Raw genomic sequence first — 24,174 nt, 5'->3', positions numbered from 1 at the left:
CGCGCGATCCATTACTCTAAAGGGGCCCCGCCACCGACGCCGGTCGGCAGCGGCGGGGTATCAAGTGTCACGCTTGATCTTCAGGCCATCAGGCGATTCCCCGCGATGCACGCGATCACCCATGCCGACGCGGAAAGCGTCCTCGAGCGCCCGCTGCACCGGCGGTAAGTTGTTGGCCTGATCGGCCGTGAAGCGGTTCGTGATGGCGGAATAGCAGGCTATGCCCAGGCTGCCCGGCGCCACCATCGGACAATCGATGATATTGCCGTTCTGGGCCAGATGGCTGTCCAGGCTTTCCACCGCCACCATCGGATCGGCGACATGGAATACCGCCGAATACTGGTAGCGCGGCACGGCATCGATAAGCTGGATGTCTGCTGCCTTGAACAATTCGCCATCGACGAACCCGATCAGCTTCAGCAGGCGCGGCATATATTTCTCGCGGAACCAGCGGACGAACTCCGCTTCCTTACCGGGCACCACGTTCATACGGATCAGCAACACGTCGCCGTCGCGAGAATTATAGGCATCGACCGCATTTTTGCTGCCTGCGGCCGGGACGTAATAAAAGTCCTCCGCCTTATCGATTCGCTGCGTGGACGTGATCGGGAGCCGGTCGGTGAAACAGTCTTGGACATGAGCGTCGATATTGGCTTGGGTGTCCATCATTTCATATATGCACAGCCAGCGCTGCTCCGGCCCAAAATGGCGCTGGTTGTAGCGCAGCTGCCATGGCGAGAGCTTCCATCGCTGCGTCGCTACGCTGCCCTGGAAGCGCATGGTATCGTGGCAATGGATGTTGGTGTACCAGTCGTTGAACTCGTCTTCCTGGCCTTCGACGGCTTCGGTCATGACGATGAAGATGCTCGGCAGCGGTTCGGCCGCAGGCTTGGACTTCATATCGGCCTTGACGTTTGCATCTTCCATTTCAGCCATCATCCTGTTTTTATCCGGATCACTCGTGGTTGCCCACGCCAAGTCATTTCACCTCGAAGCTGAATAGGGCGATCGGTCCTGCGTGGCCTCGTCCAGTCAGACGATCCACTACCCCCCGTCACGACACTTGCGCATGCTAGGCCGGGCAATCCTGTCCCTGTGCCTGCGAGACAGGACATTGTCCGCGATCCGTAATCGTCACCGGCCAGTTCGGCATTCCAGGGGAGCCCGTGGCAGCCCCTTCCAGCCGAACGAGGACAGAGTGGTACGCGTCGATATTGCGCGCTGAAACTGCGAACCTATCAGAAAAGCTCTTCAAGCCGGCGCAGAGGACGTTCGCCCTGCCAGGATCGCGCCGCCGCTTCCATCTTCGGGTACATTTCCAGCATGATCCCTGCCGAACCAACCATTTTGCGGGTTTCGAGCAATTCGATGAAATGGCCGAGTCGCTGCCTCGCATCGACGAATCCGAAGCGAATGTCCTCGCCCGCGATACCGTGATAGATCATAGCCTCACCCGCGCTCGCGTGACGGGCTACGATATCGTCGAAATCCTCGTCCGTGCTGATGTAGCTATGGTGCAATGCCTCGCGTCGTCCATTCAGAACCAGCGAATAGCAGGACTCGACTCCTGCCGGCGCCTCGATCAGCTCGTACTGCAGCGATCCGCGGTAGCCAAAGGCAACCTTGATCGGATCATAGCTGACCGCCTGTCCGTTGAAGACCAGGTTCGACTGTGGAAACTCTGCGAAATAGAACGGTCCGATCCGGTCGACCTGTGCAAGACCAAGGGCGGTCGCCTCGATATCGCGAGTAGTATAGCAAAGCTGGGTTACAGTCGACATCGATCTCTTTCTTGTTGCTTCACTCCTCTAGGCGCCGTTCCGAGCATCGAGGCAGTCGATGCTCAGACAAGGCTCCTGAGGTTGAATCCCGGATCCGCGACCTGTTCCGCAGTCACGCTGTGCGGCTTACCCAATAACTTGCGGCCCAGTATGTTGTCGCCCGCACAGTTGACGGAATCGATTGCTACGATGTGATCGTTCTTCATGTAGAAGACCGAAAATTTACGCGAGTCCACCGATCCCCGAACGACTTGCCGGTCCGCCCCCTCGCACAAGCCGACCATCTGCAGCTTGAGGTCGAACTGATCGGACCAGAACCAGGGCACCGCGCCGTTCGGAACTTCGATGCCCGCGATAGCCGCTCCCGCCGCCTTGCCTTGATCCGTGGCGTTCTGCACCGATTCCAGCCTCAATGCGCTCCCGGCGAAGGCATTCATGCCATAGGCGCAATCGCCCGCTGCAAAGACAGCCGGATTGGAAGTGCGCCCGCAAAGGTCCACAATGACCCCTTGTGGGTCAGCAAGGCCAAGCGGCTCGGCGAGTTCGATATTGGGTTGAGCGCCGATCGCCAGCACGACCAGGTCGGCGGTATGACGATCGCCATTCCGAGTGCATACGCCTTGCACCGTGCCATTAGCGCCCTCGAACGCATCGACCGTGGTGCCACAGACCAGCTTTACGCCGTGCTCGAGGAATTCGCGTTGGATGAATTGCGACATGGTAGGACCCGTCACTCTTGCCAGAACCCGGTCCAGGCCTTCGAGAACCGTCACGTCAAAGCCGTACTTCGCCATCGAGGCCGCCATTTCCAGCCCGATAAAACCGCCACCGACGATGACGACCGACCTCACCGACGGGAGCCTGGCCCTGATCGCGTCAGCGTCGGCGAGTGAGCGCAACGTGACCACGCCATCGAGTTCCACGCCAGGGATGGGCACCAGCCGCGCGCGCGTACCGGTCGCAATGGCCAGCTTCGAAAAGCCAAAACTGCCCTTTGTTGTCTCGACCCGGAGCGCGGCCCGGTCGATTGTCCCAGCGCGAGCGCCGAACACGACCTCGATGGCGTTGTCGCGGTAGAAGGCCTCGCCGCGCAAAGGCAGGGTCTCGCGGTCGGTGGCACCAAGCAGAAAGCCCTTTGACAACGGCGGCCGGTGATAGGGCAGCTCGTTCTCATCGGTCAGGATAGTTATGCTTTCGCTGTAGCCATGCTGTCGGGCTGATGCCGCTATGTTCAACGCCGCGTAGGAGCCACCAACAATCGCCAGCCCCTCCATGGATCAGAACTGCCGTTCCGGAATGTCCACGGTTATCCCGTCGAGCGTATCGGTGACGAAGATCTGGCAACTCAGACGGCTGTTGGGCGCACGCTCGCATGCCACGTTCTCGAGAAGGTCGTTTTCGACTTCTTCGACCGGCGGAATGAGATCCGCCCAGGCCTTATCGACATAAACGTGGCAGGTCGCGCATGACAGCGTCCCACCGCAGTCTGCATCGATACCTGGAACGCCGTTCATCGTCGCGCCGAGCATGACCGATCGCCCGGCATCGACAGTGACCTCGTGAGTTTCGCCATCCGCTCCGCGAAAAATGATCCTTGGCATCAACGCTTCCTATTGCATTAAAAGTCTGCAGAACCGATCTGCATTCGTGGCGATCCTAGGCTTTACAGATCGAATGGATCATGGTCCGACCGGACGATGCTAGCGAAGGGGCGTCAGCAGCCCCGGCGGAGCTACCCGGCAGGGGAAGGCCAATGGCTGCCGCCATTTCCTTGAAGGTGGCCCCGCCTTGCGTGCTGGTCGCGGCAATCAGTCCGCGAGCATCCATGCCGCCCTTGCTCCGGCGAAGAGATCGGCATCACCCTTCTGTCCGGGCATCGGCGCAAGGTTTCCGCGGCCTCTGGTGGAGCCAACCTCGCCATCGCTGGTTCGAAGCCGGGCTCCGGTCACGGGAAGAAGGGGCAATGCCGAGACCGGAAGAGGCACAGGCCAACCCGATGTGCGCGATCGAAACAATGCTCCACTTACGGAACCCTCGGCATCGTCGTGGCTGGCGTGGGCGAGGCAGCACTGGGAGGATGGCACGCCTGCTCATCTATCACGACGGCGTGTACTTCTGAAAGCGAACCGCCCTTGCATCAACGATCGAGGCGCAGGGGCATGCACCTCCCGCGCGTAAGCGATGGCCGTCAGGTAGATGGCGTCTTCTTCACCTCGTTCCCGTCGGAATCCAGCATTCTGATCACCCGCTCGGGGCAAGCCCTGGCACCACGATAGGCGTCGACTTCCTTCCCCGGCGGGACATCAAAGCCTTCGCTCGCGATGTATCCGCTGTCATCAAGCTCAAAGAGTTCGGGCGCGAAATGTGCACATCGGGCGTGGCCGACACACTGAACCTTGTCGATGACGATTTTGTAACCCATCCGGAAGTCCTTCTCCGATTGCCGATGTTCGCGCGGAAGTGTCGAGATCTCAGTCCGCCGGGACCGCCTCGAGGATCTCCTTGGATGCACCGCCATCCAGCGCATCGGGAACCCCGGGGATCCGATAGCGCCCCTCGCAACGGGCAAGGATGTCCGGTAGATCGCTACGCGGATTGTAGAACTGCTTGTACCAGGTCCGCACCTTCAGGAAGTTCCCGTCGGCAGGCATCTGCATCGGGCGCAGGCAAGCTTCCTTATTCGACCAAATCTCGAAGTCGGCCGCGAAGGCATCGCAGCTCATCTGCTGCTGTACGCGGGCCTGCGCCACATCTTCGTCGGTCGGGCTACGCTCGGCCACCTTGCTGAGCACTGCGTGCCAGACATAGACCGTACCATCGTCGATCGGGGTATGGGCAATATACATGATGGAGTAGTTGGCATTGTCGGCAACGTAGCGTGATAACAGGATACCTGGACCGGTATAGTAGGTGTTGAACTCCGAAATACCTGCGTCGACACCGAGCAATTCGTGCTTTCCGCCCATCAGCTGCCAGGCCATATGGCCCTTGATGATATTCTCGAAGTAATCTTGGTGCGAGCCGTGGATCGGATAGAGATGCTGCATATCGCATATATTGTCGACAACCTCGATCGGGTGCAGATTCATCGCGCCCAGTTCGTCGAATTCCCAGCGGACGTAGCCCTCGTCAGCCCATTCCGGGATCGCGGGAATATCGTAATCCGGCTCGCCACCCTCCGGATCGTGCCAATAGTAGATCGCGCCATAGCGCTCGACCACGGGATATGCGCCGAGTTCGGCCGCGGGGGGAATCTTGTCGGAATAAGGGATCTTGTCGCACTTGCCGTCCGGCCCGTAGCGCCAGGCGTGGTAGGGGCAATGGATCGATTCTCCCTCGATCTGGCTGCCACGCTGGGCAATGAACGATGACGAGCTCTTGCCGATATGCGTCCGCATGTGCGGGCAATAGGCCCCGACCATGTAGGCCTGCCCGCTTTCGCCGCGGTAGAGCACCATGTCGCGGCCAAAGAAACGGACGTTATGCGGCGCCTGCGTAACCGTGCTGGCTGCCGCGACCATGAACCATCCGCGCGGAAAGGTATATTCCCCCAGCCCGTATTCTTTTGCAGTAGCCATTTCCCGACGCTCCCAGACTGCCTCTCAATTGCGCTCGCCGGCACGGACGCCGGACGATGGCAACCGCGCGAGCGTTCCAAACGGAGGCTCCCGCGAATATCAATTCGATAGCATCGCCCCTGCATCACAGCCCTCGTCCGAATAGACGAGAATATCATCGGCTTGGCCTGAGCAGAGCGCACGGGGCAGGAGCGTCCGGCGACGCAAGGCTTGCAGGCGACTTACCCCGGCAAGCCGGATGGCACGCCTTCGCGACGGAAACTCACGCCGTACAGGAATGTTTTCACCGCCGCTGCAAGATATTTTTCGCGCTCGCCCTCCTGGACGTCCGATCCCCCAAAAAGATAGTCTATCGAATTTGTCGTAAGGTTCAGGAACTGCTGCGCCGCGTGTTGCGCGTTGTCGGTCGCGAATATTCCCGCAAGGGAGAGTCTGGTGAAGTAGCTGGCGAGAGGCTCCAGGCAGGTTTCGCGCAGCGCAAGCCCGCGGGTCGCCATATTCGGCATCCGTTCGGCTTCGATGATGAGGACGCGCGAAATTGCCCTGGACTCCGCGTAACGGCCTTCTTCATAGAAGCTGCGCCCGACTTCCATCAGCACTTCCCAAATCGGCAGTGAATCGTCGATGGCATTCTGCAGGGCCAAGCGCAGCCGCTCGCTGTAGTAGTCGGACAGCTTTTCCAGAAGCTGGTCCTTGCCCTCGACGTGCTTGTATACAGTCATGCGGGAGACGCCGGCACGCTGGGCGATGCTCGCGATCGTCGCGCCCCTGAAGCCCCGCTCGCTGAACTCGGCCATTGCAGCCGAGAAGATCATGTCGCGGCTTTCGTGCATTCGAACTGTCGAAGGGTGGCCTCCGGCCTCGTGCGAAGATGTCCTCCCGATGGCTGAACTGACGCTCCGGCTCTCGATTGCACGATTTGCCGGCGGCGGCACCGCAGCCCGCCCGCTTGCCCTCTTTACTGCCATCGAAAGCCTCACATCACCTTCTCAAAGTGCGATACGCCAAAACGCGTTGTGCACCCATCTCAGCCGAGCGCATGGCACGCCGTGGCACCTCTGCCTTAACTGCTCAGGCCTTTCAGGCAATATCAATCACTTTCCCCCGATTAATCCCTCTGGGTCATCATGGGATCTGCTCCATCTTTCAGCTGCATGGTGCAGCCACACCTCCCCTTCCGTCGCCTGCCCTCTCTTACAACGTCGAAAACTGCGCAGAAGCGTTGCTTCGAGACGCCATCATTGCACCCAGCGGCCACGAAACGCCCATAACTCGCGTTCAATCGCTGCGTCCCCTTCATTGACAGATGTTGCGTAATATGTAAACTTTGCTGCATCACTGCGTAACGCCGCATCTTTCGATTCGGCTATTGAACGATGCGCTTTCAAGCGGCGTACGACGCAAGGGGAGAGGAAATGTGCTGATTCGGCAATCCGAAGTCACTGCTTATGACGCCCTGGTTTCCGCTATCTACGAAAGCATCGAATGCGAACAGCCGTGGCTGGAACCACTCGAGATGCTGCGCGTCATGCTTGGCGGGAATTCGACCTGCATCCGCATATCGCAGAAGGGCGCAAGGCCCCGGCAACATATCTTCGCAAGCGGGCCGAAAGTCTCGACCGAAGGTCTCGAAGATGCTCAGCGCTTCAATGCGCGCGAACTCCTCCCGGTCGAACTTGGCGTGGGGGAAGCGCGAATGGTCGATTGGGATCAAGTCGTCAGCTCGGCGCCCTTCGATGAAATGCTGAAGGAGCACGACATCGCGTATCTGGCCGTCGCTTGCATCGATGTGATCGATGGGGCGCAGTGCACGCTGAACTGCTGCCGCGGCACGGGGAGCGATCCGTTCAGCAAGGAAGAAATGCTGCTGGTCATGGCTGCGGGCCGGCATTTCCGCGAAGCGATGCGGATTCGCCGCGAGTTGACCCGTGCGCGCATTCTTTCCCAGTTCCAGACCGAGGCCCTCGACAGCCTCGGCATCGCCGCCTTCCTGGTCAACCGGTCGGGCAGCCACTCGCTGCTGAACCAGACCGCACGCTTTGCCATAGAAAACCGCATCGGGCTCAAGCAGTTCCGCTCTGGCCTGCACGCCATCCACGCCAGTGAGGACATGACCTTCCAGTCCGCCATTCGCGCGGCATTCCAGGCGGAAGATGGCTCGGGTGCCCGGGCCTTGCTCTTCGAACCGACCGATGGTCGTGAGCGTCTTCACGTCATCGTCCGCCCACGGGTTCACCAATCGTTGCTGCACGACAAGCCGGAAGTTTCAGCACTGGTCTTCCTGCGCGTGCACGAGGTGGTAGGCCGAGACGACGTGAAGTTACTGCAGCAGTTGTTTTCCTTCACTGCCACCGAGGCGCAGCTCGCCGTCGGCCTGGCCAAGGGGCTTTGCCTGAAGGAAATAGAGGCGAACCTCAACATCCGCCACAACACCGCGCGCGCCCACTTACGCTCGATGTTCATCAAGACCGATGTCGGCCGCCAGTCGCAGCTCGTCTCGCTGCTGACCAACAGCCTGGTACCGCTAGGGCGCAGCCAGATGCATTCGATCCAGTAATCGGACTGGGGCAGGCTTGTCGTTTTACTGAATAGAAAAGGGGGGGCGTGACAGCTCCCCTTTTTGGTTCCTCACTCGGGAAAATCGACGACGTGGTCGACGGTGCCGGCAAGGAAGGCCGGCCAGGGAAGGATGTGCGCGCTACCAGTTCGACGTACATGCCATCGGGCATCTCGTGGTAGGCCATGCCGAACATCCGGCCGTTGGGCATGGCACAGGCAACCTTTGGGCAGCCCTGCTCTTCAAGCTGCGCCGACACTTCTGCGAGATCATCGACCCAATAGCCCAGATGATGCAGCGGGCGGCCCTCCACGGCTGTCCAGATCGGTACAGAAACCTCAATGCGGGGCGTCCAGGTCAGCCCCACTCTGCCTGGACATGCGAACGAGCGTCGCGTCGAAATCATCGACGATGATGCCAACGTGATAATGATCCTGCTGCTTAAGCATGTACCTCTCCAATTGAGAATACGCGGATCATTTTCCCGGTGCGCTTTGCCTGATCACCAGTTGCAACCAGCATGAAATCCGGAAGGCCTTTCAATCAAGGCCCGCCTGTTGCAACACGGCCCTGGTGCCTCCGTCACCAGCAGCGAAATCGGGATCGGCGCCCATCTGCCGGTTCCAGCTCGCGAGATCGAAGTAATCCCGCCAGACCGTGATCTTGCCCTCCTCGTTCACCAGCCATGAGCCCATGCAGGGTGAATAGACGGTACGGCCATCTTTCAGCTCGAAAATGTCGATCCGTTCGGTCAGGACCGCCCCGGTTTCTTCGTTCACAGCGATGTTGAAGATCTTCCACGGCGCGCGATTGCACAGCGCCATATGGGCCGCTGTGGCAGCACGGATCGCCTCTTTGCCTACAATCGGGTCCATCGGCACGTTCTCGAACACAGCGTCGTCCGAAAGCTGTTCCATCATCAGATCAAGGTCGCAAATCTCCCACGCCCTGATGAGACTCCAAACGGGAGCTGTCCTGTCCATCATCTTCTCCTCTTTTCCCCGAACCTGCGACGTTCAGGCCTTGCCGGCCTCCGAACGGGCGATGCCATCTGCGATCAGTTGGTGCGCCGATACTATGGTAAGCGCCGATGCCGATGATCCGCCTTCGACCGGCAGGGTTGCCCCGTGCAGTCATCGGATCCTCCCAGGGCCCGTCTTATTCGGCAAGAGCCTGCGCCTTCAGTTCGCGGAACGCGGGCACGCCGGGCATTGCGGCGCTCATCCCACCGTCGATGACGAGCACCTGGCCAGTCATGAACGTGGCTTGCCCGGATAGAAGGAAGCAGACGGCTGCAGCTAGTTGCTCGGCCGTGCCGAGTTGCGCCGTCATGTGATGCTCAAGCAGCAGATTCAGCAGCGAGGGGTCGAAAGTCGCATGCGCGGCAGGCGTCATCACGAGACCTGGCGCGATGCAGTTGCTGCGGATTCCCTGCTTGCCGTACTGGACCGCAATCGATCGCGACAACCCGAACAGGCCAGCCTTTGCGGTGGCGTAGCAAGTCCGGCTATCCTCACCGCGCATGCCCGCAACCGAAGCCATGTGCACGAAGGCACCCCCACCCCGCGAAAGCATGTGGGGAATAGCCGCGCGGGAAAGCAGCGCAGGGCCGATGAGATTGGCCGAAAGCAGCGTCCGCCAGAGATCCGCATCGATTTCATGGACCGCGGCATCTCCTTGATCCATCTGCACGGCGTTGTTCACCACGAAGTCGATGCCGCCAAAGGCGGTCGCGGTGGCGCTTGCGAGGGCATCTATCTGCCGGGCATCACCCATGTCAGTTGGGAAAGCCTCGGCCCGCAGGCCTGCAGCCGTCAATTCGCCAGCGGCGCGGGCAGCACCCGGGCCGTCGATATCGGCGACAGAAACATAGGCACCCGCCTGGGCAAGAACCCTGCAGACAGCGAGCCCGATGCCGGATGCCCCACCCGTGACGATCGCCACTTTGCCGGCCAGATCATGCGCCATAACTGACTTAAACCTTCCATTCCGCGCGCGAATTTTTGCCCCAGACAGGACGGGTCACGATGGCCCTCCCGGTATGGAACGTCACACGGCTGCGCGATCCCTTGCGTCGAGGAAGCGCGCGGCAAGTTGTCCGGTGAATTCGCCATCCTTCTGTGCGAGGACGCCGTTTACAAAGGTGTAACGCATGCCGCCCACAGGGCGACGGAAGCGCGGCTTGCCGCCGGGCACGTCGAATATCTTCTGCTCCACATCCCAGTGGAGCGCGTCCAAATCGAAAACGGCGATGTCGGCGATCGCCCCTTCCCGGATCACGCCGCGATCCTTCAGGCCGAGGAGGTCGGCCTGATCGAGCGTCATCCGTTTGACGGCCTCCTCCAGCGCCATGTCCGGATTGTCCCGCACATGGCGTGTGAGCACCAGTGTCGTGTCGCCAGCACCGTCGAACATGCCGATATGTGCGCCCGCATCGCTAGCGCTGATGATGCTCTCTTCCGCGGCCAGAAGCTGGCCCACGATGCGCTCATCAGTATTGGTGAATGGATAGACGAACTCCGGTTCGAAGTCGTTTTCCAGTACCCAGTCGGCCAGGATATCGGAGGGATGGCCACCACGTTCGTCGAGGATCACATCGAAGGTCTTGCCGATAAACTTCTCGTTCTCGGGCTTGCCGACCTTCACGATGCGGAAGCCCCGAATCATGCCGCCGCTGGGGAAGCCTTCCTTGACCTCATCCCAATCGGCGCGTGCCTGCTCCCGCCAAGCCGGGTCGGACAGCCGCCGGCGCTTCTCGGCAAGCTCGACCCCGGGCTGCACGACGTCATTCCAGCTCGGCACGTAGATGAAGACCATCGCCTGATGGAAGCTCACCAGCAACTCGATCGAACGCGGCGACGCCAGAAAGCGGAAGTCGGCGCCCTTCGCGCGCTCTTCCTTCGCCATGGCCAGCAGGCGCGGATGATAGTCCGGATCGTCCGGACGCTGGTAGATGCCGTTCGAAATCACTGGCACCCGATTGTGCTTGATCGAGTATCCGCAATATTCGCGAAGGTCCTTTTCCTGCTGATCGAGGCTGCTCATGTCGGGGATGACTTGGAAGATACCCTTGTGCGCGGATGTCACCGAGAAGATCCGGTCGAGTTCCCGGGCATCGGCGTAGAAGCTGGGCACGAGGTCGCCGGAAGGATTTCGGTCGAAGCGCGAACTCGATATGCCGAATGCTCCAGCCGCCAATGCAGCATCATAGGCGACGGCGATCCGTTCGACTTCGTCGCCGGTCGAGGCGCGGGACCATGCCGCGTGGCCGAGTTCGTAGCCGCGCAGGAGTGAATGACTGACCAGTGCGACAACGTTCACGCCAAGCTTCCGCGAGCGCATGTCATCGGCATATTCGGTGAAGGTCTCCCAGTTCCACGGTATCTCGTTCTCGAAAGTGTCGCGCGGAAGGTCCTCTATATAACTGAACAGCGTGGCGAGGTCGCCGATGCTCTCCTTTCTGACCGGAGCAAGACCCAGCGAGCAATTGCCGATCAGCACGGTTGTCACCCCGTGTTGGAGGATCGGATCGCAAGTCGGATCCCAGTAGAGTGCGCCATCATAATGCGTGTGGGTATCGATGAAGCCGGGGGTGACATAGCACCCGGCGGCATCGTGCACTTCCTCGCCGTTGATCGCGAGATCCTTGCCGATTTCCACAATGCGTCCGCCGGAAACGCGCAGGTCGGCAACATAGGCAGCACATCCCGTGCCGTCGACGATCCTGCCACCCTTGATCAACATGTTACCGCCAGTTCCAGGCACGATGGAAGCTCCCCGCAATTGGAAAGCTAAGTCACGATGAAACCATCGTGTACCCGAACCACAAACGTCTCACCGGACTAGTTCTGTGCAAGCAGCTTGCCTCCTGATCGTGGGTCTATGCCGCCCCGACGAATGAAAACCGTCCGGCTGAGCCACAGCCCACCGGACGGTCCGCTTCGCCATCAAAGAGACTGAGCTCAGTCGAAGATACGGCCTGCAGCCTGCCGCATGGCGAGCGCGCGCTCCTCTGCCGGAACCTTGCCCATCAGCGACAGGTTCGCAGCTTCGAGGCCCAGCGGCAACCCAACGGGACAGCGACCAACGATCTCGCGCAACGGAAACTCTCCCGTGCCCGGCAACATCCGGCTCAGCATTTCCGCGCCCACATCCTCAGGCGGAAGCAGCATCCCGTCCGAAAGCTGGAGCGCCCCGATCATCTCGGGTTCGATCTTCGCGAGCCCATCGAGCCCGCCGCTCGTCCGCATCAGGTGCAGCACGTCAACCACTATGCCGCTGTTCCGGCGCCCCGCCTTCCGCACGAAGTCCGCGACCTCGACTATGGTCGGCAGGCTCCTTGCCGTCGCGAAGAATTCAACATTGACGTTGATAGCGTGCTCCGCTGCCATGTCGCAAAGTCTTTGAAACTTCGTGCAGGCATCTTCCAGATCGGGGTTTTCCCAGACGATCGCAGTTGCGGTCCGGGCACCGAGGTCGCTGCCGCATTCGAGCGCCCGAACGAAATCGGCCGGATCGACAGAAGGCAGGAGATTGAAGCACTCCAGGTTGAGCAGACCGACACCGGTCTGCTTCATCGCGGCGCGCATGGCCTCGCGCTGTTCGGGATCGTTTACCGATGGGTCGAGGGGAAGCTCGGACGACGCACTATGAGCGAAAATGCTGACGAAGTCGTATCCTGTCCGCTCCGCGGCCCTGACGAGATCAGCTCCACCCAGCTCCGGCACGGCGAGGGGTTCCAATGCGTAGCTATAGTTACTCATGATTGCCTTCACCTCTCCGAACAGGGTCTTGTTCTCGATCGACTGACGGTCGTAGTAGCGCCTCGGGATCAGGCGGTTCTGCGAGCTGAAGCGGGCTCCCTACGTGATCGAACACTGCTGCGCGGCGAATTTCCGAGCATGGTCCGGATGGACTACAGGCCCGGAGCCCAGCTGTAGACTCGTCGCGGCCTATCAATCACTCGGCCGCGCGCGCCTCCTGTTATCCGCCTGATCCAGTGAGCGCAGCGCCTCGTCACTCTCGGCCATGCCGTCGGGATGCCCGGCCATGGCATTCAGCACGCGATCGAGCCATGGCGCAGGATGTGGCGCTGGATCGCCGACGAACGGCACGGGGACGTCTGACCGGACGTTGCGTATCGGCGTCGAGAGCGCTCAGTTATCCCATAGCCCTGCGCAAGGGCGCAGGCGACACTGTCAGGGAACGCGACGATGCAGGGAATGGGCGACGGGTCCTGTCCTTTCGAATTCAATTTCGACCCGGCCAGCTTCAAAGTCGGTGACGTGGTCAGCTACCGCGTCACCGGCACTCTCGAAGGCATGCCGTTCGTGGGAACGCTCGCCGAAGTCTACGATGATCATGTCGTCATCCTTCCCGACCCCCAGAAGCCTTCGCTACGCTACAGGGCGACGCGCGAGGATCGGCCGGTCGTGGACGAAAGCGAGGTGTGACTGGCGATCAGCGGCCGAGCCGCCCGACAGAGCCGGGGCCGTCAATCGCCAAAGGGCAACTGGATGACCACCGCGTTCGGACCATCGCCGTTTGAGAGCCATGCCGCTTCGATAGCCGCGCGGGCGTCCGCGATGGAAACCGGACCGGCACAGGCGACGCCAAAGCCACGGATCATGTCGGTTATGGGTGCGCCCATCTCACGGAAATCCATGCCGGCATAGCTTGGAGCATTTTTTCTATTCCTGACACGATCGGCATAAGCGCGCGAAAAGTGTCGGGTCGAGCCGTAGCCACCGTTGTCGAGTATCACGAAGGTGATTGGCAGCTTCTCTGCCACAGCCGTCCACAGCCCGTGAACGCCAAAGCGCAGCGCGCCGTCGCCCAGCACGCACGTTACCGGCCCGCCGGATGCGATGGCGGCACCCACCGCTACGCCCGTCCCCCAACCGAGGGATCCGCCGGTTGAGCCGATATATCGGGCACCATCTCCGGACTTGAGGGAACCGATCAGGGCCACCGAGCCCATGACGGATTCATCCACCACCCAACCCCGTTCCAAAGCGTCATGCAATGAAGCGAGTGCGGCTCCATACGATGCGAGGGTCTGCGCAAAGGGATTGCCGGGAGGCATCGACGCACCACGCGCCGCGGCGATGAAATTGCGGCGTTCCGCGAGTAGATCTTCATCCGGCAGGCGCGCCGCCTCGGCAAGGGCCGCCAGGAAAGCTGCCGGATCACACGCGCATGACCAGTTGGCGGTGTGCGTCTCTTCCAGCTTTGCCGGGTCCGCATTGACATGAGCCACGAACTTTGCGTTGCGAAAATAGGGTTCGGGCCTCGGATGACCCTCGGACACGAACCGGCAGCCGACGGCCAGCACGAAGTCGGCCTGCGCCTCGGCCACGCTGCCGGCAAGCCCGGTCATGCTGCCGAGAAAGGCCGGGTGATCGGGCGACAGCGCAAGACGATCGCTGAAGCCATATTCGGTCGTTACCGCGATGCCGAGCCGGTCGGCAAGTTCCGCCAGGATCGTTGAGCCGCCATATCGCCTGACCTGACCTCCGGCAACGATCAGGGGCCTCTGCGCTACCGACAGAAGCTTGGCAATTTCGCCCACGTCCGGCGCGCCGGAGGCAATTCGGTGCGTCCGGGCCTCCGGCAGAACCGGGCCATCGCCTTCCAGCACGTCCTCGGGAAGCGACAGGAACGACGGGCCGCCAGGAAATCCTGACGCCGATCGCATCGCGCGCTCCAGCTCGCGATAGACTGCCATGCCGGGGGCAAGCTCGCGGGCATGGCGGCAGAATGGCGCAACGAGCGGAACGAGGTCCGCTTCGCCAATGGTTCCCTCGCGCGTCCTCGTCCACGCTGCCTGTTGCGATGCAAGGATCAGAAGCGGGGTCTCGTCCCGCCAGGCATTGTAGATGTTGGCAAGCGCATTCGTCGTACCGGGGACCATGTAGACATAGGCTGCGGCCTTGCCAGCCACCCTGGCATAGCCATCGGCAGCAGCGACGGTGACGGATTCATGGATCGTCGCGATGATCCGGACCGAAGATTCCGACAATTCCTGGACCAGCGACGCGAGCGAGCTCCCGGGCAGTCCGAATATGTGGCCGATGCCTTGGTCGGCGAGGAACCGCACGATTTCGCGAGCCCCCTGGGCATTGGCATCCAAGCTCGGCTTCATAACATAACCTCGAAGACCCATCGGGCCGTTTGCGAATTCGGCCTGGACGGCCGACGCTTCGTGCCTTCAGGCTCTCGCCTTGAGCATGTCCAATGCCACGTCGACGATCATGTCCTCCTGCCCGCCGACCATCTTGCGACGGCCAAGTTCGACGAGGATCGACCGGGTATCGAGGCCATAGGTCTCGGCAGCCCTTTCTGCATGACGCAGGAAGCTCGAATAGACCCCGGCATAACCGAGCGCGAGCGTCTCGCGGTCGACGCGGACGGGACGGTCCTGCAAGGGCCGCACGAGGTCCTCGGCGGCGTCCATCAGCATCATTACATCACAGCCGTGGTTCCAGCCCTTGCGGTCGGCAGCAGCGATGAAGACTTCGAGCGGAGCGTTGCCCGCTCCCGCGCCCATGCCGGTGAGCGAAGCGTCGATGCGCACAGCACCGCACTGCGCAGCGACGATCGAGTTGGCGACCCCAAGGCCGAGGTTATGGTGCGCGTGAATGCCGCGCTGCGTTTCGGGCTTCAATACGCGGTCATAGGCCTCGAACCGCGCACGCACGCCGTCCATGTCGAGCGCACCGCCACTGTCAGTCACATAGACGCACTGCGCGCCGTAGCTTTCCATCAGCAGGGCCTGCTGCGCGAGGGCCTCGGGCGCGATCATGTGGCTCATCATCAGGAAGCCGGAGACATCCATGCCGAGATCGCGGGCAATGCCGATGTGCTGCTTCGAAACGTCAGCCTCGGTGCAGTGGGTGGCGACCCGGACCGAGCGCACGCCGATGTCAAAGGCGCGGCGCAGTTCCTCGACCGTGCCGACGCCCGGCAGGATCAGCGTGGTCAACACGCACTTGTCGAGGACGTCCGCGACGGCTTCGAGCCATTCCCAGTCGGTGTGCGCGCCGAAACCGTAATTGAAGCTGGCACCCGACAGGCCATCGCCATGGGCAACCTCGATAGCGTCGACGCCGCTCTTCTCGATCGCGCTGGCAATCGCACGCACATGGTCGATGCCGTACATATGCTTGATGGCATGCATGCCGTCGCGAAGCGTCACGTCTTGGATGTAGAGCTTATCGCCCGCCTCGACGTTGAAAGTGGAGGTCATCGTCTGGTCTCCTTCAGGCGGCGGCCATGCGGCGCGCGGCCAGCAGCTCGCCGGTGGCCTTGGCGGCGGCGGTCATGATGTCGAGGTTGCCGGAGTAGGATGGCAGGTAGTCGCCCGCGCCTTCGACCTCTAGCATGATCATCGATTTGATGCCCGTGAACTCGCCCTGCCCAGGAATCTTAAGCCTGTTGTTATCGCCATAGCGTTCGAACTGGACTTCCTGTTTCAGCCGGTAGCCGGGGACATATTTCTGCACCTCGGCGACCATGTCCTGCACCGACTGCCGGATCGCGGCCTCGTCGGCGCCCTCGGACAGGGTGAACACGGTGTCGCGCATGATCATCGGCGGCTCGGCCGGGTTGAGGATGATGATCGCCTTGCCCTTGGTTGCGCCGCCGACCTTCTCAATCGCGCGAGCAGTGGTACGGGTAAACTCGTCGATGTTGGCGCGTGTGCCGGGACCGGCCGAGCGCGACGAGACCGAAGCAACGATCTCGGCATAGTGGACCTTGCCCACCCGACTGACGGCAGCGACCATTGGAATCGTAGCCTGGCCGCCGCAGGTGACCATGTTGACGTTCGATGCGCTAAGATTCGCTTCCATGTTGACCGGCGGCACGATGAACGGCCCGATCGCGGCCGGCGTCAGATCGACCACCTGGATGCCATCGGCACGCAGAGCTTCGTCATGGACCTTGTGGGCATAGGCGCTGGTCGCGTCGAAGGCGATACCGATCTCCTTGTAGACCGGATGCTTGCGCAGGCCCTCTAGACCTTCGTGCGTCGTTGCGATGCCGTGTTCGCGCGCCATGGCGAGGCCTTCCGATTTCTCGTCAATGCCGACGACGATGGCGAGTTCCATGTTCTGCGGGTACTTGATCATCTTCATCATCAGGTCGGTGCCGATATTGCCCGAACCGATGATCGCAGCCTTTACGCGTGCCATCCGGTGTTCCTCAAACGAAGTTGGCGACGCAGGCACCCAGCGGGCCTGCATCGTTGCTCAGGGTCATTTCGAAGCGATCGCCCTTCACGGCGGGCGCAAGCGGGACGAGACTGCCCGACAGGATCACATCACCCGCATCAAGCGTGACGCCATAAGCGCCGAGCGTATTTGCGAGCCACGCCACGGCCTGCGCGGGATCTCCCTGCACGGCATGGCCGTAGCCCTCGGACAGCGGCGCACCGTTCTTGGTAACCTCGACATGCAGGTTCGGAAGATCCAGCCCTGCCGGATCGAGCCGCTCCTTTCCGATCACATAGACGCCGCAGCTGGCGTTATCGGCGACGGTATCGACAATGCTGATCTTCCAGTCACGGATACGGCTGTCGACAATCTCGAAGCAGGGTGCGATGCTTTCCGTCGCGGCCAGGACATCCGCGGCAGTGACACCGGGGCCAGTCAGGCCGCGCTTGAGGATGAAGGCGATTTCCGCCTCGGCGCGCGGGGCGATCAGCGCCTTGCCATCGACATCGATATCGCCTTCGATGTGCATCCAGTCGGTCAGGAAGCCGAAGTCCGGCTGATGCACGCCGAGCATGTCCTGCACAGCCTTGCTGGTCACGCCGATCTTCTTCCCGACAATCTTCTCGCCACCGCTGCGCCGCCGCGACAGGAAATCGAGGCTGATCGCATAGGCGTCATCAATCGTCAGTGACGGATCCTGCTCGATCAGCGGAACCAGCGTCCGGCGATCCCGCAAGGCAGCGTAAAGCTCCGCACCATATTTCTCATGAGTCTGCAAACTCATCTGTGCTCCTGTGAAGAACCGGGTGCCTGACGGGGCAGGTGGCGGCACAAACCTTGCGCTGCCACCCAGGGCCGTCAGGCTGCGGTCGGGATCATGCCATGCGGATCAATCACGAACTTTTTCGCCGCGCCGTGGTCGAACACCTCATAACCCTTGGGCGCCTCGTCGAGCGATATCACGTCGACGTTGACGATCTTCGAAATCGGCATGCGATCGAACAGGATCGCCTGCATCAATTGGCGATTATATTTCACAACCGGTGTTTGCCCGGTGAAGAAGGCATGGCTCTTGGCCCATCCAAGGCCCAGGCGAATCGAAAGGCTGCCGATCTTGGCCGCGTCATCGATGCCGCCCGGATCGCCGGTTACGTAAAGGCCTGGAATACCGATACGCCCTGATGCGCGGGTTACTTCCATCAATGCGTTGAGTACGGTGGCAGGTGCCTCGTGCGAGGAATCCGCACCATGGCCGCGCGCTTCGAAGCCCACGGCGTCGATCGCGCAATCGACTTCGGGCACGCCCAGGATCTGTGCGATCTGTTCGCCAAGGTCGGCATGCTCGGAAAGGTCGACCGTCTGGAAGCCCATTGCGCGGGCATGGGCCAGACGCTCCTTGTTCATGTCCCCAACGATCGTGCAGGCAGCGCCGAGCAGATCGCAGGATGCGGCGGCAGCCATACCCACCGGGCCCGCACCCGCGACATAGACCGTCGACCCGGGTCCGACGCCCGCATTCACGGCACCGTGAAATCCGGTAGGCAGGATGTCGGAAAGGCAGGTGAGATCGCGGATCTTCGCGAGAGCCTGGTCGCGGTCGGGGAACTTCAGCAGGTTGAAGTCGGCATAGGGAACCATGACATAGTTCGCCTGGCCACCGATCCATCCGCCCATGTCGACATAGCCGTAGGCCGCGCCCGCACGATCGGAATTGGTGTTGAGGCACACGCCCGTGGCCTGCTCCTTGCACGTGCGGCACCGTCCGCAGGCGACATTGAACGGCACCGAGACGATATCGCCCTTTTTCAGGAATTCGACGCCGCTTCCCGCCTCGATCACCTCGCCGGTGATCTCATGGCCGAGAACCAGGCCCTCCGGCGCGGTGGTGCGCCCGCGCACCATGTGCTGGTCGGATCCGCAGATATTGGTCGAGACCACCTTCAGGATCACGCCATGGTCGATCTTTCGGCCATGCGGCGTTTCCATCTTCGGATCGGCGATCTTCTGGACCTCGACGTGATTTGGTCCGAGATAAACGACACCGCGATTGCCACTCATGATCGTTCTCCTGCTTTTGGCTGACCAAAGTCAGACTCGTCCTGCATTTGCTGACTATCTGAACTAGGCCGCCCTCCTTTTGCGCCTACGTCCGACGGGACTAGGTCGGACGGTTCGACGTGCGCCCGTTCACCTGGCCGGCACATCCCTGGCCCGTCCGCCGGGCACAGACGATCGAAGCTCCCCGCATTTGCACGGCCGTGGTTTCAACGATTCAAGACGCCGTCTCCAGCCTGCCGCCGCTCAGGCGGAAAGACCAGCCGCAGCGATTCCCGCCAATGCAGCCTTCTCGTCGTTGTCGCTGGTATCTCCGGTGACGCCGACCGCTCCGATCACCGCGCCGTCGCTGCCGCGGACGAGAACGCCGCCTGCGGCCGGCACGATGCCAGCGGGATTCAACCCCGCTGCGGCATTGATGAAGGTAGGACGCTCGATCGCCATTTCGCCGATCGCGCGCGATGACACGCCAAGGGCCAGCGCGCCAGAGGCCTTGGCCGTGGCGATCTGCGGCCGGAGATTGGAGGAATTGTCCTCGCGCGCGAAGGCGATCATGTGTCCGCCGGCATCAAGGACCGCCACGCTGATCGGCTTGAGGCCGAGCGCGCGGCCTTCCTTCTGCGCTCCGGCTACGATGGCCTGCGCCTGCTCGAGAGAAATGCGTGTCATGACTTTTACTCCTGGAAAAAATGCCTGAGTGCTCAAGGCCCGGTGACCGGCAAAGCGCGCGATCTGGCGGCGCAACCGGTCTTAGCGGCGGCGACCACACCAGCCTCGCGCCGTTCGATGTTGCAGACCTTGCGGCGGCCGAGCGTGCAGGCGATGTTCGGTACGCGAACACCGCCTTCATCGCTCACCTGGCCCAGTAGGTCACCATGCTAAGCGCTGGGCGAGCATTGGGCCGGGCTGGGCTCGGCCCAATGCCGGGACGGCGCCCCCCCATTCAGGAACCCGGCAAGCCTCCCTCCGATGATGGCCTCGGCGTCCGCGACCATGCGGGAGAGAAGTTCCTTGCAGGTGGGAATGTCGTGGATGAGGCCCTGGATCTGTCCGGCCCACACGAGCCCCGCGTCGAGATCGCCGGTTTCCAGCGCCACCCGTCCCTTAGCGCCCGAGACCAAGGGTTGGACATCCTGGAATACCGCGTTCTCGCCCTTGCTGATCGCCACCACTTCGTCCGACACGCTGTTCTTCGCGACGCGCCCCGTGTTGTGGAAGCGGCGGAAGATCAGGTTGGTCGCCCGCTCGTCGTTGTCCACGATGAACTGTTTGACCTTCTGGTGGATCGGTGCCTCCACCGTGGCACAGAAGCGGGTCCCCATGTTCACCCCTTCCGCACCCAGCGCCAATGCGGCGGCAAGGCCTCGGCCATCGCCGATCCCGCCCGAAGCAAGCATCGGTATTTTGACCCTGTCAGCCGCAGCCGGGATGAGGACAAGCCCCGGAATGTCGTCCTCGCCAGGGTGGCCCGCGCACTCGAACCCGTCGATCGAGATCACGTCGACGCCCATGCGCTCTGCCGATAGCGCGTGGCGAACCGCGGTACACTTGTGCAACACGGTAATGCCATGGCTCTTGAAGTCGTCGACATGCTCCTGCGGCTTGTGACCAGCGGTCTCCACGATCTTAATCCCGCTGTCGATGATCGCCTTGCGGTACTCCGCATAGGGGGGCGGGGAGACCGAGGGCAGGATCGTCAGGTTCACGCCGAACGGCTTGTCGGTCATGGCGCGACAGCGTTCTATCTCCCGGCGAAGGTCGTCGGGGGTCGGTTGGGTCAGCCCGGTCAGGATGCCGAGCCCCCCTGCATTCGACACGGCGGCGACCAGTTCCGCGCGCCCTACCCACATCATGCCACCCTGCACGATCGGGTGCTCGATGCCGAGCAGTTCGGTTATGCGTGTCCGGATTGCCATTAACGTGCCTCCACAATGATCACTTTCGCCGTTTTACCACCCGCGCATATCGCAGCAGGCCGTAGAACGCTCCTCGTCTAATTGGACGACCGCGCGAACATCGACGGATTCCCTAAAAATAATGGGCCAAGACTCCCTCCCGGAGGTAGCCGAGCAGCGCGTGATCGCAGATCAGCTCGAACAGCGCGCCGTCGACTTCCCACCAGTTCGCCATATCAACGCCGATCCGGGTGCCGACAGCCTCGGTGCGCCAACGGACCACGGGGCCTGGGACACATGACCAACGAAGGTGATCTGGAGGCCGTAAACGGCCGCCCTGTTCCAGTCATGAAATGGGCATGGGCGTGGACATCAAGGGCTCGAACGCCAGACAACCCAACAGCATTGAGATTGCCTGGATGCCCCGTGAGGATTCGAACCTCAATTAACGGAGTCAGAGTCCGTAGTCTTACCTTTAGACGACGGGGCAACAGGCAGAGCGGGCGACATAAGGACGGCTACCGGGCCTGTCAACGGCTCTGGGACGCCGCCCTTGCCGTTCATCGCGCCAGCCATTAGTCTTGCTCCCAAGTTCCATGCGGGTTTCCGCCGCGTGGTGATAGGTGAGACCGAAGATCATGACGTACGGCCACAATCCGGCCGCACCGCGTCCACCGCGTGATGGGGGGCGACGGGCGCATCCTCCATCGAATCCTCAGATGTCGCGGCACAGCTATGCGGCACTCGACCTCGGTACCAACAATTGTCGGCTGCTGATCGCGCGGCCGGCGGCCGAGGGCTTCGTGGTGGTCGACGCCTTCTCCCGCATCGTCCGTCTCGGCGAGGGCCTTGCGGCGACCGGCAAGCTCTCCGACGCGGCGATGGACCGGGCAGTAAGCGCATTGTCGGTTTGTGCCGACAAGCTGCGCCGCAGGCGCGTGTCGCTGGTCCGCTCGGTCGCCACCGAAGCCTGCCGCCGCGCCGCGAACGGCCGCGAGTTCGTGCAGCGCGTCTATCGCGAGACGGGCATCGCGCTCGAGATCATCACTCCGGAACAGGAGGCGCGGCTCGCGGTGCTCGGCTGTCATGCGCTGCTTGAGCCCGGCGAGGGCAGCGCGCTCGTATTCGACATCGGCGGCGGCTCGACCGAATTGATCCTGATCGATGCCGACGATAGTCCCCCGCGGGTGATCGACTGGTTCTCCGCGCCATGGGGCGTGGTTTCGCTGTCGGAGACGGAACCGCATGTCGGCGAGGACCGCAAGGGCCTGCTCGCCAGCTATGCGCGCATGCGCGCGCGCGTCGCCCACAGCTTTGCCGATTTCGCCACGAAACTTGTCCCCGGAGCGAGTCCAGGCCGGCTGCTCGGCACCAGCGGCACCGTGACCACCCTCGCGAGCGTCCATCTCGACCTGCCCAGTTACGATCGGCGTCTGATCGACGGGTTGATCGTTCCGGTGCCGGCAATGCGGGAGATCAGCGCTCGCCTGGCCGGCATGACCGTTGCCGAACGCGCCGAACTGCCATGCATCGGCCAGGAACGCGCCGACCTGGTGGTCGCCGGCTGCGCGATCCTCGACGCGATTCTCGACATCTGGCCCTCCCAGCGCCTCGGGGTGGCGGATCGCGGCATCCGGGAAGGCATTCTCCGCTCGCTGATGGCGCGCGACAAAGCAAGGATGGGCCAATGAGCCGCGGCGGCACCGGCGGACGGCAGCGGGTCAAGACCGCGAAGGGCCGCAGCGCGAGTTCAATAAGTTGGCTCTCGCGCCAGCTCAACGATCCCTATGTCCGCCGCGCCAAGGCCGAGGGCTATCGCTCGCGCGCGGCCTACAAGCTGATCGAGCTCGACGAGCGCTTCCGCTTCCTTCGTGGCGCCAAGCGGGTGATCGATCTCGGCATCGCCCCGGGCGGCTGGACGCAGGTGGTGCGAAAAATCTGTCCCCAGGCCGTGATCGTCGGCATCGACCTGCTCGAGACCGATCCGATCGAGGGTGCGACCATCCTTCAGATGGACTTCATGGACGAGGATGCCCCCGCCAAGCTCGCCGGGGCGCTCGGCGGTCCGGCCGACATTGTCCTGTCGGACATGGCGGCCAACACCGTCGGCCACCCCCAGACCGATCATCTGCGCACGATGGCGCTGGTCGAGGCGGGTTGCCTGTTTGCCAGCGAGGTGCTGCGGCCCGGCGGCTGCTATGTCGCCAAGGTGCTGGCCGGCGGCGCCGACAACAACCTGGTGGCGGAGCTCAAGCGGCTGTTCACGACGGTGAAGCATGCCAAGCCTCCGGCGAGCCGCAAGGACTCGTCCGAATGGTATGTGATCGCGCAAGGATTCAAGGGCAACCCTGTTACCTGATCTTGACGATGCTCTGCGGAGCGGCGCCAGCCTGCCCAGCCGGGCAACTCCGCCGGGCGAAACGCTTGTTGAGGCAGATCCACACCTCTTCGAGCCAGCCGTCCCTGGTGACGCCCAGCCGCAGCTGATCGGCGCGCATGCCCTCATTCGCCTCGGCGAAGCTCTTCTGAAAATCGGCGACTGTCATCGTCCTGCCCCGCAGCTCGGTCATATCGGGAAAGGACAGGGCGTGATAAAGCGCGCCGCTCCTGTCGAAATATTCGGCCGGAGTCTTCACCATGCAGGTGCCGTGCTTCTCCCACTCATGCTGGATCAACTGCGGCGAGGGCATGCTGCACAGATTGTCCCGGATCAGCTTCGCGGACACCAGCCGGGTCGGCCGACAATATTGCGGCCATTGCGCGCCCTTGCCGTCGGGCCACAGGCCGTGGAGCGTGAAGCCGAAGTGCCCCACCGTGCCACCGCACTGGATATGATCGCGCGGGCTCGTCGTCCGGCTCGCACAATATTGCGGCGACCAGCTGAGCGCCAGCGTATAGCCGGCGATGGGCAGAACCCGCCGGGGCTGCTCGACGGTAGGCCCCTCCAGCATCGGACGCGGAAGATCGGCGGGGACGGTGCAGGACGACAGCTGCTTCCCGCAGGCCGGCGTCATCAACAGCGCCGCCAGCGCGGGAAGGAAGGCGAATCTCATCGGGCGAGCCTAGAGCCTGATCGATGATACGTCACCCTCG

At 62.2% G+C, this 24,174-nt stretch carries 24 protein-coding genes and 1 tRNA gene; 4 read left to right on the top strand and 21 right to left on the bottom strand.

Annotated elements, in window-relative coordinates; translation table 11 throughout:
• Positions 1–60: 60 nt before the first annotated feature.
• The 7 genes from AC1DQK_RS11150 to AC1DQK_RS11120 all read right to left on the bottom strand — a co-directional run bounded on the left by AC1DQK_RS11150 (position 61) and on the right by AC1DQK_RS11120 (position 6,174).
• Positions 61–927: a hypothetical protein gene (locus AC1DQK_RS11150; protein ID WP_477870409.1), complete on the bottom strand. Its 867-nt coding sequence runs from the start codon at positions 925–927 to the stop codon at positions 61–63.
• A gap of 311 nt (positions 928–1,238) precedes the next feature.
• A complete protein-coding gene (locus AC1DQK_RS11145; RefSeq protein ID WP_477870407.1) occupies positions 1,239–1,781 on the bottom strand; it encodes a hypothetical protein in 543 nt (180 codons plus the stop codon).
• Positions 1,782–1,843: 62 nt separating this feature from the next.
• A complete protein-coding gene (locus AC1DQK_RS11140; RefSeq protein ID WP_477870405.1) occupies positions 1,844–3,055 on the bottom strand; it encodes an NAD(P)/FAD-dependent oxidoreductase in 1,212 nt (403 codons plus the stop codon).
• Between the two features lie 3 nt (positions 3,056–3,058).
• Complete coding sequence (locus AC1DQK_RS11135; protein WP_477870403.1) at positions 3,059–3,382, bottom strand: 2Fe-2S iron-sulfur cluster-binding protein; 324 nt, start codon at positions 3,380–3,382, stop codon at positions 3,059–3,061.
• Positions 3,383–3,969: 587 nt separating this feature from the next.
• Entirely contained in the window at positions 3,970–4,203 is a 234-nt protein-coding gene (locus AC1DQK_RS11130) for a ferredoxin (RefSeq protein ID WP_477870401.1), read from the bottom strand.
• A gap of 49 nt (positions 4,204–4,252) precedes the next feature.
• Positions 4,253–5,359 (bottom strand): 3-ketosteroid-9-alpha-monooxygenase, oxygenase component, encoded by a 1,107-nt coding sequence (locus AC1DQK_RS11125; RefSeq protein ID WP_477870399.1) that lies wholly within the window; start codon positions 5,357–5,359, stop codon positions 4,253–4,255.
• Between the two features lie 221 nt (positions 5,360–5,580).
• Complete coding sequence (locus tag AC1DQK_RS11120; protein ID WP_477870397.1) at positions 5,581–6,174, bottom strand: TetR/AcrR family transcriptional regulator; 594 nt, start codon at positions 6,172–6,174, stop codon at positions 5,581–5,583.
• A 602-nt stretch (positions 6,175–6,776) separates the two neighbouring features.
• Here AC1DQK_RS11120 and AC1DQK_RS11115 point away from each other — a divergent pair.
• Positions 6,777–7,916 carry a helix-turn-helix transcriptional regulator gene (locus AC1DQK_RS11115; protein WP_477870395.1) on the top strand — a complete coding sequence of 380 codons (1,140 nt, stop codon included), beginning with the start codon at positions 6,777–6,779 and terminating at the stop codon, positions 7,914–7,916.
• Between the two features lie 539 nt (positions 7,917–8,455).
• On the opposite strand, the gene AC1DQK_RS11110 is transcribed toward AC1DQK_RS11115, so the two are convergent.
• The 4 genes from AC1DQK_RS11110 to AC1DQK_RS11095 all read right to left on the bottom strand — a co-directional run bounded on the left by AC1DQK_RS11110 (position 8,456) and on the right by AC1DQK_RS11095 (position 12,679).
• Entirely contained in the window at positions 8,456–8,899 is a 444-nt protein-coding gene (locus tag AC1DQK_RS11110) for a limonene-1,2-epoxide hydrolase family protein (protein WP_477870850.1), read from the bottom strand.
• 175 nt (positions 8,900–9,074) lie between these two features.
• Entirely contained in the window at positions 9,075–9,884 is an 810-nt protein-coding gene (locus tag AC1DQK_RS11105) for an SDR family NAD(P)-dependent oxidoreductase (protein WP_477870393.1), read from the bottom strand.
• Positions 9,885–9,965: 81 nt separating this feature from the next.
• Entirely contained in the window at positions 9,966–11,660 is a 1,695-nt protein-coding gene (locus AC1DQK_RS11100) for an N-acyl-D-amino-acid deacylase family protein (protein WP_477870391.1), read from the bottom strand.
• A gap of 218 nt (positions 11,661–11,878) precedes the next feature.
• Positions 11,879–12,679 (bottom strand): sugar phosphate isomerase/epimerase family protein, encoded by an 801-nt coding sequence (locus AC1DQK_RS11095; RefSeq protein ID WP_477870389.1) that lies wholly within the window; start codon positions 12,677–12,679, stop codon positions 11,879–11,881.
• Positions 12,680–13,129: 450 nt separating this feature from the next.
• Between AC1DQK_RS11095 and AC1DQK_RS11090 the strand changes: the two genes are divergently transcribed.
• Positions 13,130–13,369, top strand: a complete 240-nt coding sequence (locus AC1DQK_RS11090) for a hypothetical protein (RefSeq protein WP_477870387.1) — start codon at positions 13,130–13,132, stop codon at positions 13,367–13,369.
• A 41-nt stretch (positions 13,370–13,410) separates the two neighbouring features.
• Here the strand turns inward: AC1DQK_RS11090 and AC1DQK_RS11085 are convergent, their stop codons facing one another.
• The 9 genes from AC1DQK_RS11085 to AC1DQK_RS11045 all read right to left on the bottom strand — a co-directional run bounded on the left by AC1DQK_RS11085 (position 13,411) and on the right by AC1DQK_RS11045 (position 21,571).
• The gene (locus tag AC1DQK_RS11085) at positions 13,411–15,060 is read right to left on the bottom strand and encodes a thiamine pyrophosphate-binding protein (RefSeq protein ID WP_477870385.1); all 1,650 of its coding nucleotides are present in this window, start codon (positions 15,058–15,060) and stop codon (positions 13,411–13,413) included.
• Between the two features lie 66 nt (positions 15,061–15,126).
• On the bottom strand, positions 15,127–16,164 hold the full coding sequence (dmpG, locus tag AC1DQK_RS11080) for a 4-hydroxy-2-oxovalerate aldolase (RefSeq protein WP_477870383.1): 1,038 nt from the start codon (positions 16,162–16,164) through the stop codon (positions 15,127–15,129).
• Positions 16,165–16,177: 13 nt separating this feature from the next.
• Positions 16,178–17,110, bottom strand: coding sequence for an acetaldehyde dehydrogenase (acetylating) (locus AC1DQK_RS11075; protein WP_477870381.1), 933 nt, complete (start codon positions 17,108–17,110; stop codon positions 16,178–16,180).
• 10 nt (positions 17,111–17,120) lie between these two features.
• Complete coding sequence (locus AC1DQK_RS11070; RefSeq protein ID WP_477870379.1) at positions 17,121–17,915, bottom strand: fumarylacetoacetate hydrolase family protein; 795 nt, start codon at positions 17,913–17,915, stop codon at positions 17,121–17,123.
• 74 nt (positions 17,916–17,989) lie between these two features.
• A complete protein-coding gene (gene fdhA, locus AC1DQK_RS11065) occupies positions 17,990–19,189 on the bottom strand; it encodes a formaldehyde dehydrogenase, glutathione-independent (RefSeq protein ID WP_477870377.1) in 1,200 nt (399 codons plus the stop codon).
• Between the two features lie 243 nt (positions 19,190–19,432).
• Positions 19,433–19,855 carry a GlcG/HbpS family heme-binding protein gene (locus tag AC1DQK_RS11060; RefSeq protein ID WP_477870375.1) on the bottom strand — a complete coding sequence of 141 codons (423 nt, stop codon included), beginning with the start codon at positions 19,853–19,855 and terminating at the stop codon, positions 19,433–19,435.
• Positions 19,856–19,887: 32 nt separating this feature from the next.
• Complete coding sequence (locus AC1DQK_RS11055) at positions 19,888–20,043, bottom strand: hypothetical protein (protein ID WP_477870373.1); 156 nt, start codon at positions 20,041–20,043, stop codon at positions 19,888–19,890.
• A gap of 21 nt (positions 20,044–20,064) precedes the next feature.
• Complete coding sequence (locus AC1DQK_RS11050) at positions 20,065–21,102, bottom strand: NAD(P)H-dependent flavin oxidoreductase (protein ID WP_477870371.1); 1,038 nt, start codon at positions 21,100–21,102, stop codon at positions 20,065–20,067.
• Between the two features lie 395 nt (positions 21,103–21,497).
• A tRNA-Gln gene (locus AC1DQK_RS11045) sits at positions 21,498–21,571 on the bottom strand.
• 148 nt (positions 21,572–21,719) lie between these two features.
• On the opposite strand from AC1DQK_RS11045, the gene AC1DQK_RS11040 reads away from it, so the two are divergent.
• The gene (locus AC1DQK_RS11040) at positions 21,720–22,772 is read left to right on the top strand and encodes a Ppx/GppA phosphatase family protein (protein ID WP_477870369.1); all 1,053 of its coding nucleotides are present in this window, start codon (positions 21,720–21,722) and stop codon (positions 22,770–22,772) included.
• Positions 22,769–23,440 (top strand): RlmE family RNA methyltransferase, encoded by a 672-nt coding sequence (locus AC1DQK_RS11035; RefSeq protein ID WP_477870367.1) that lies wholly within the window; start codon positions 22,769–22,771, stop codon positions 23,438–23,440. The genes AC1DQK_RS11040 and AC1DQK_RS11035 overlap by 4 nt, the downstream gene beginning before the upstream one ends.
• Here AC1DQK_RS11035 and AC1DQK_RS11030 read toward each other — a convergent pair.
• Positions 23,433–24,134 carry a ribonuclease T2 gene (locus AC1DQK_RS11030; protein WP_477870365.1) on the bottom strand — a complete coding sequence of 234 codons (702 nt, stop codon included), beginning with the start codon at positions 24,132–24,134 and terminating at the stop codon, positions 23,433–23,435. The two genes, AC1DQK_RS11035 and AC1DQK_RS11030, sit on opposite strands and share 8 nt — an antisense overlap.
• Positions 24,135–24,174 lie beyond the last annotated feature (40 nt).

It is taken from the genome of Rhizorhabdus sp. P4_G5, assembly GCF_056401065.1.
The sequence above is the reverse complement of the archived record's forward strand: the minus strand, read 5'-3'. Positions and strand labels throughout refer to the sequence as shown.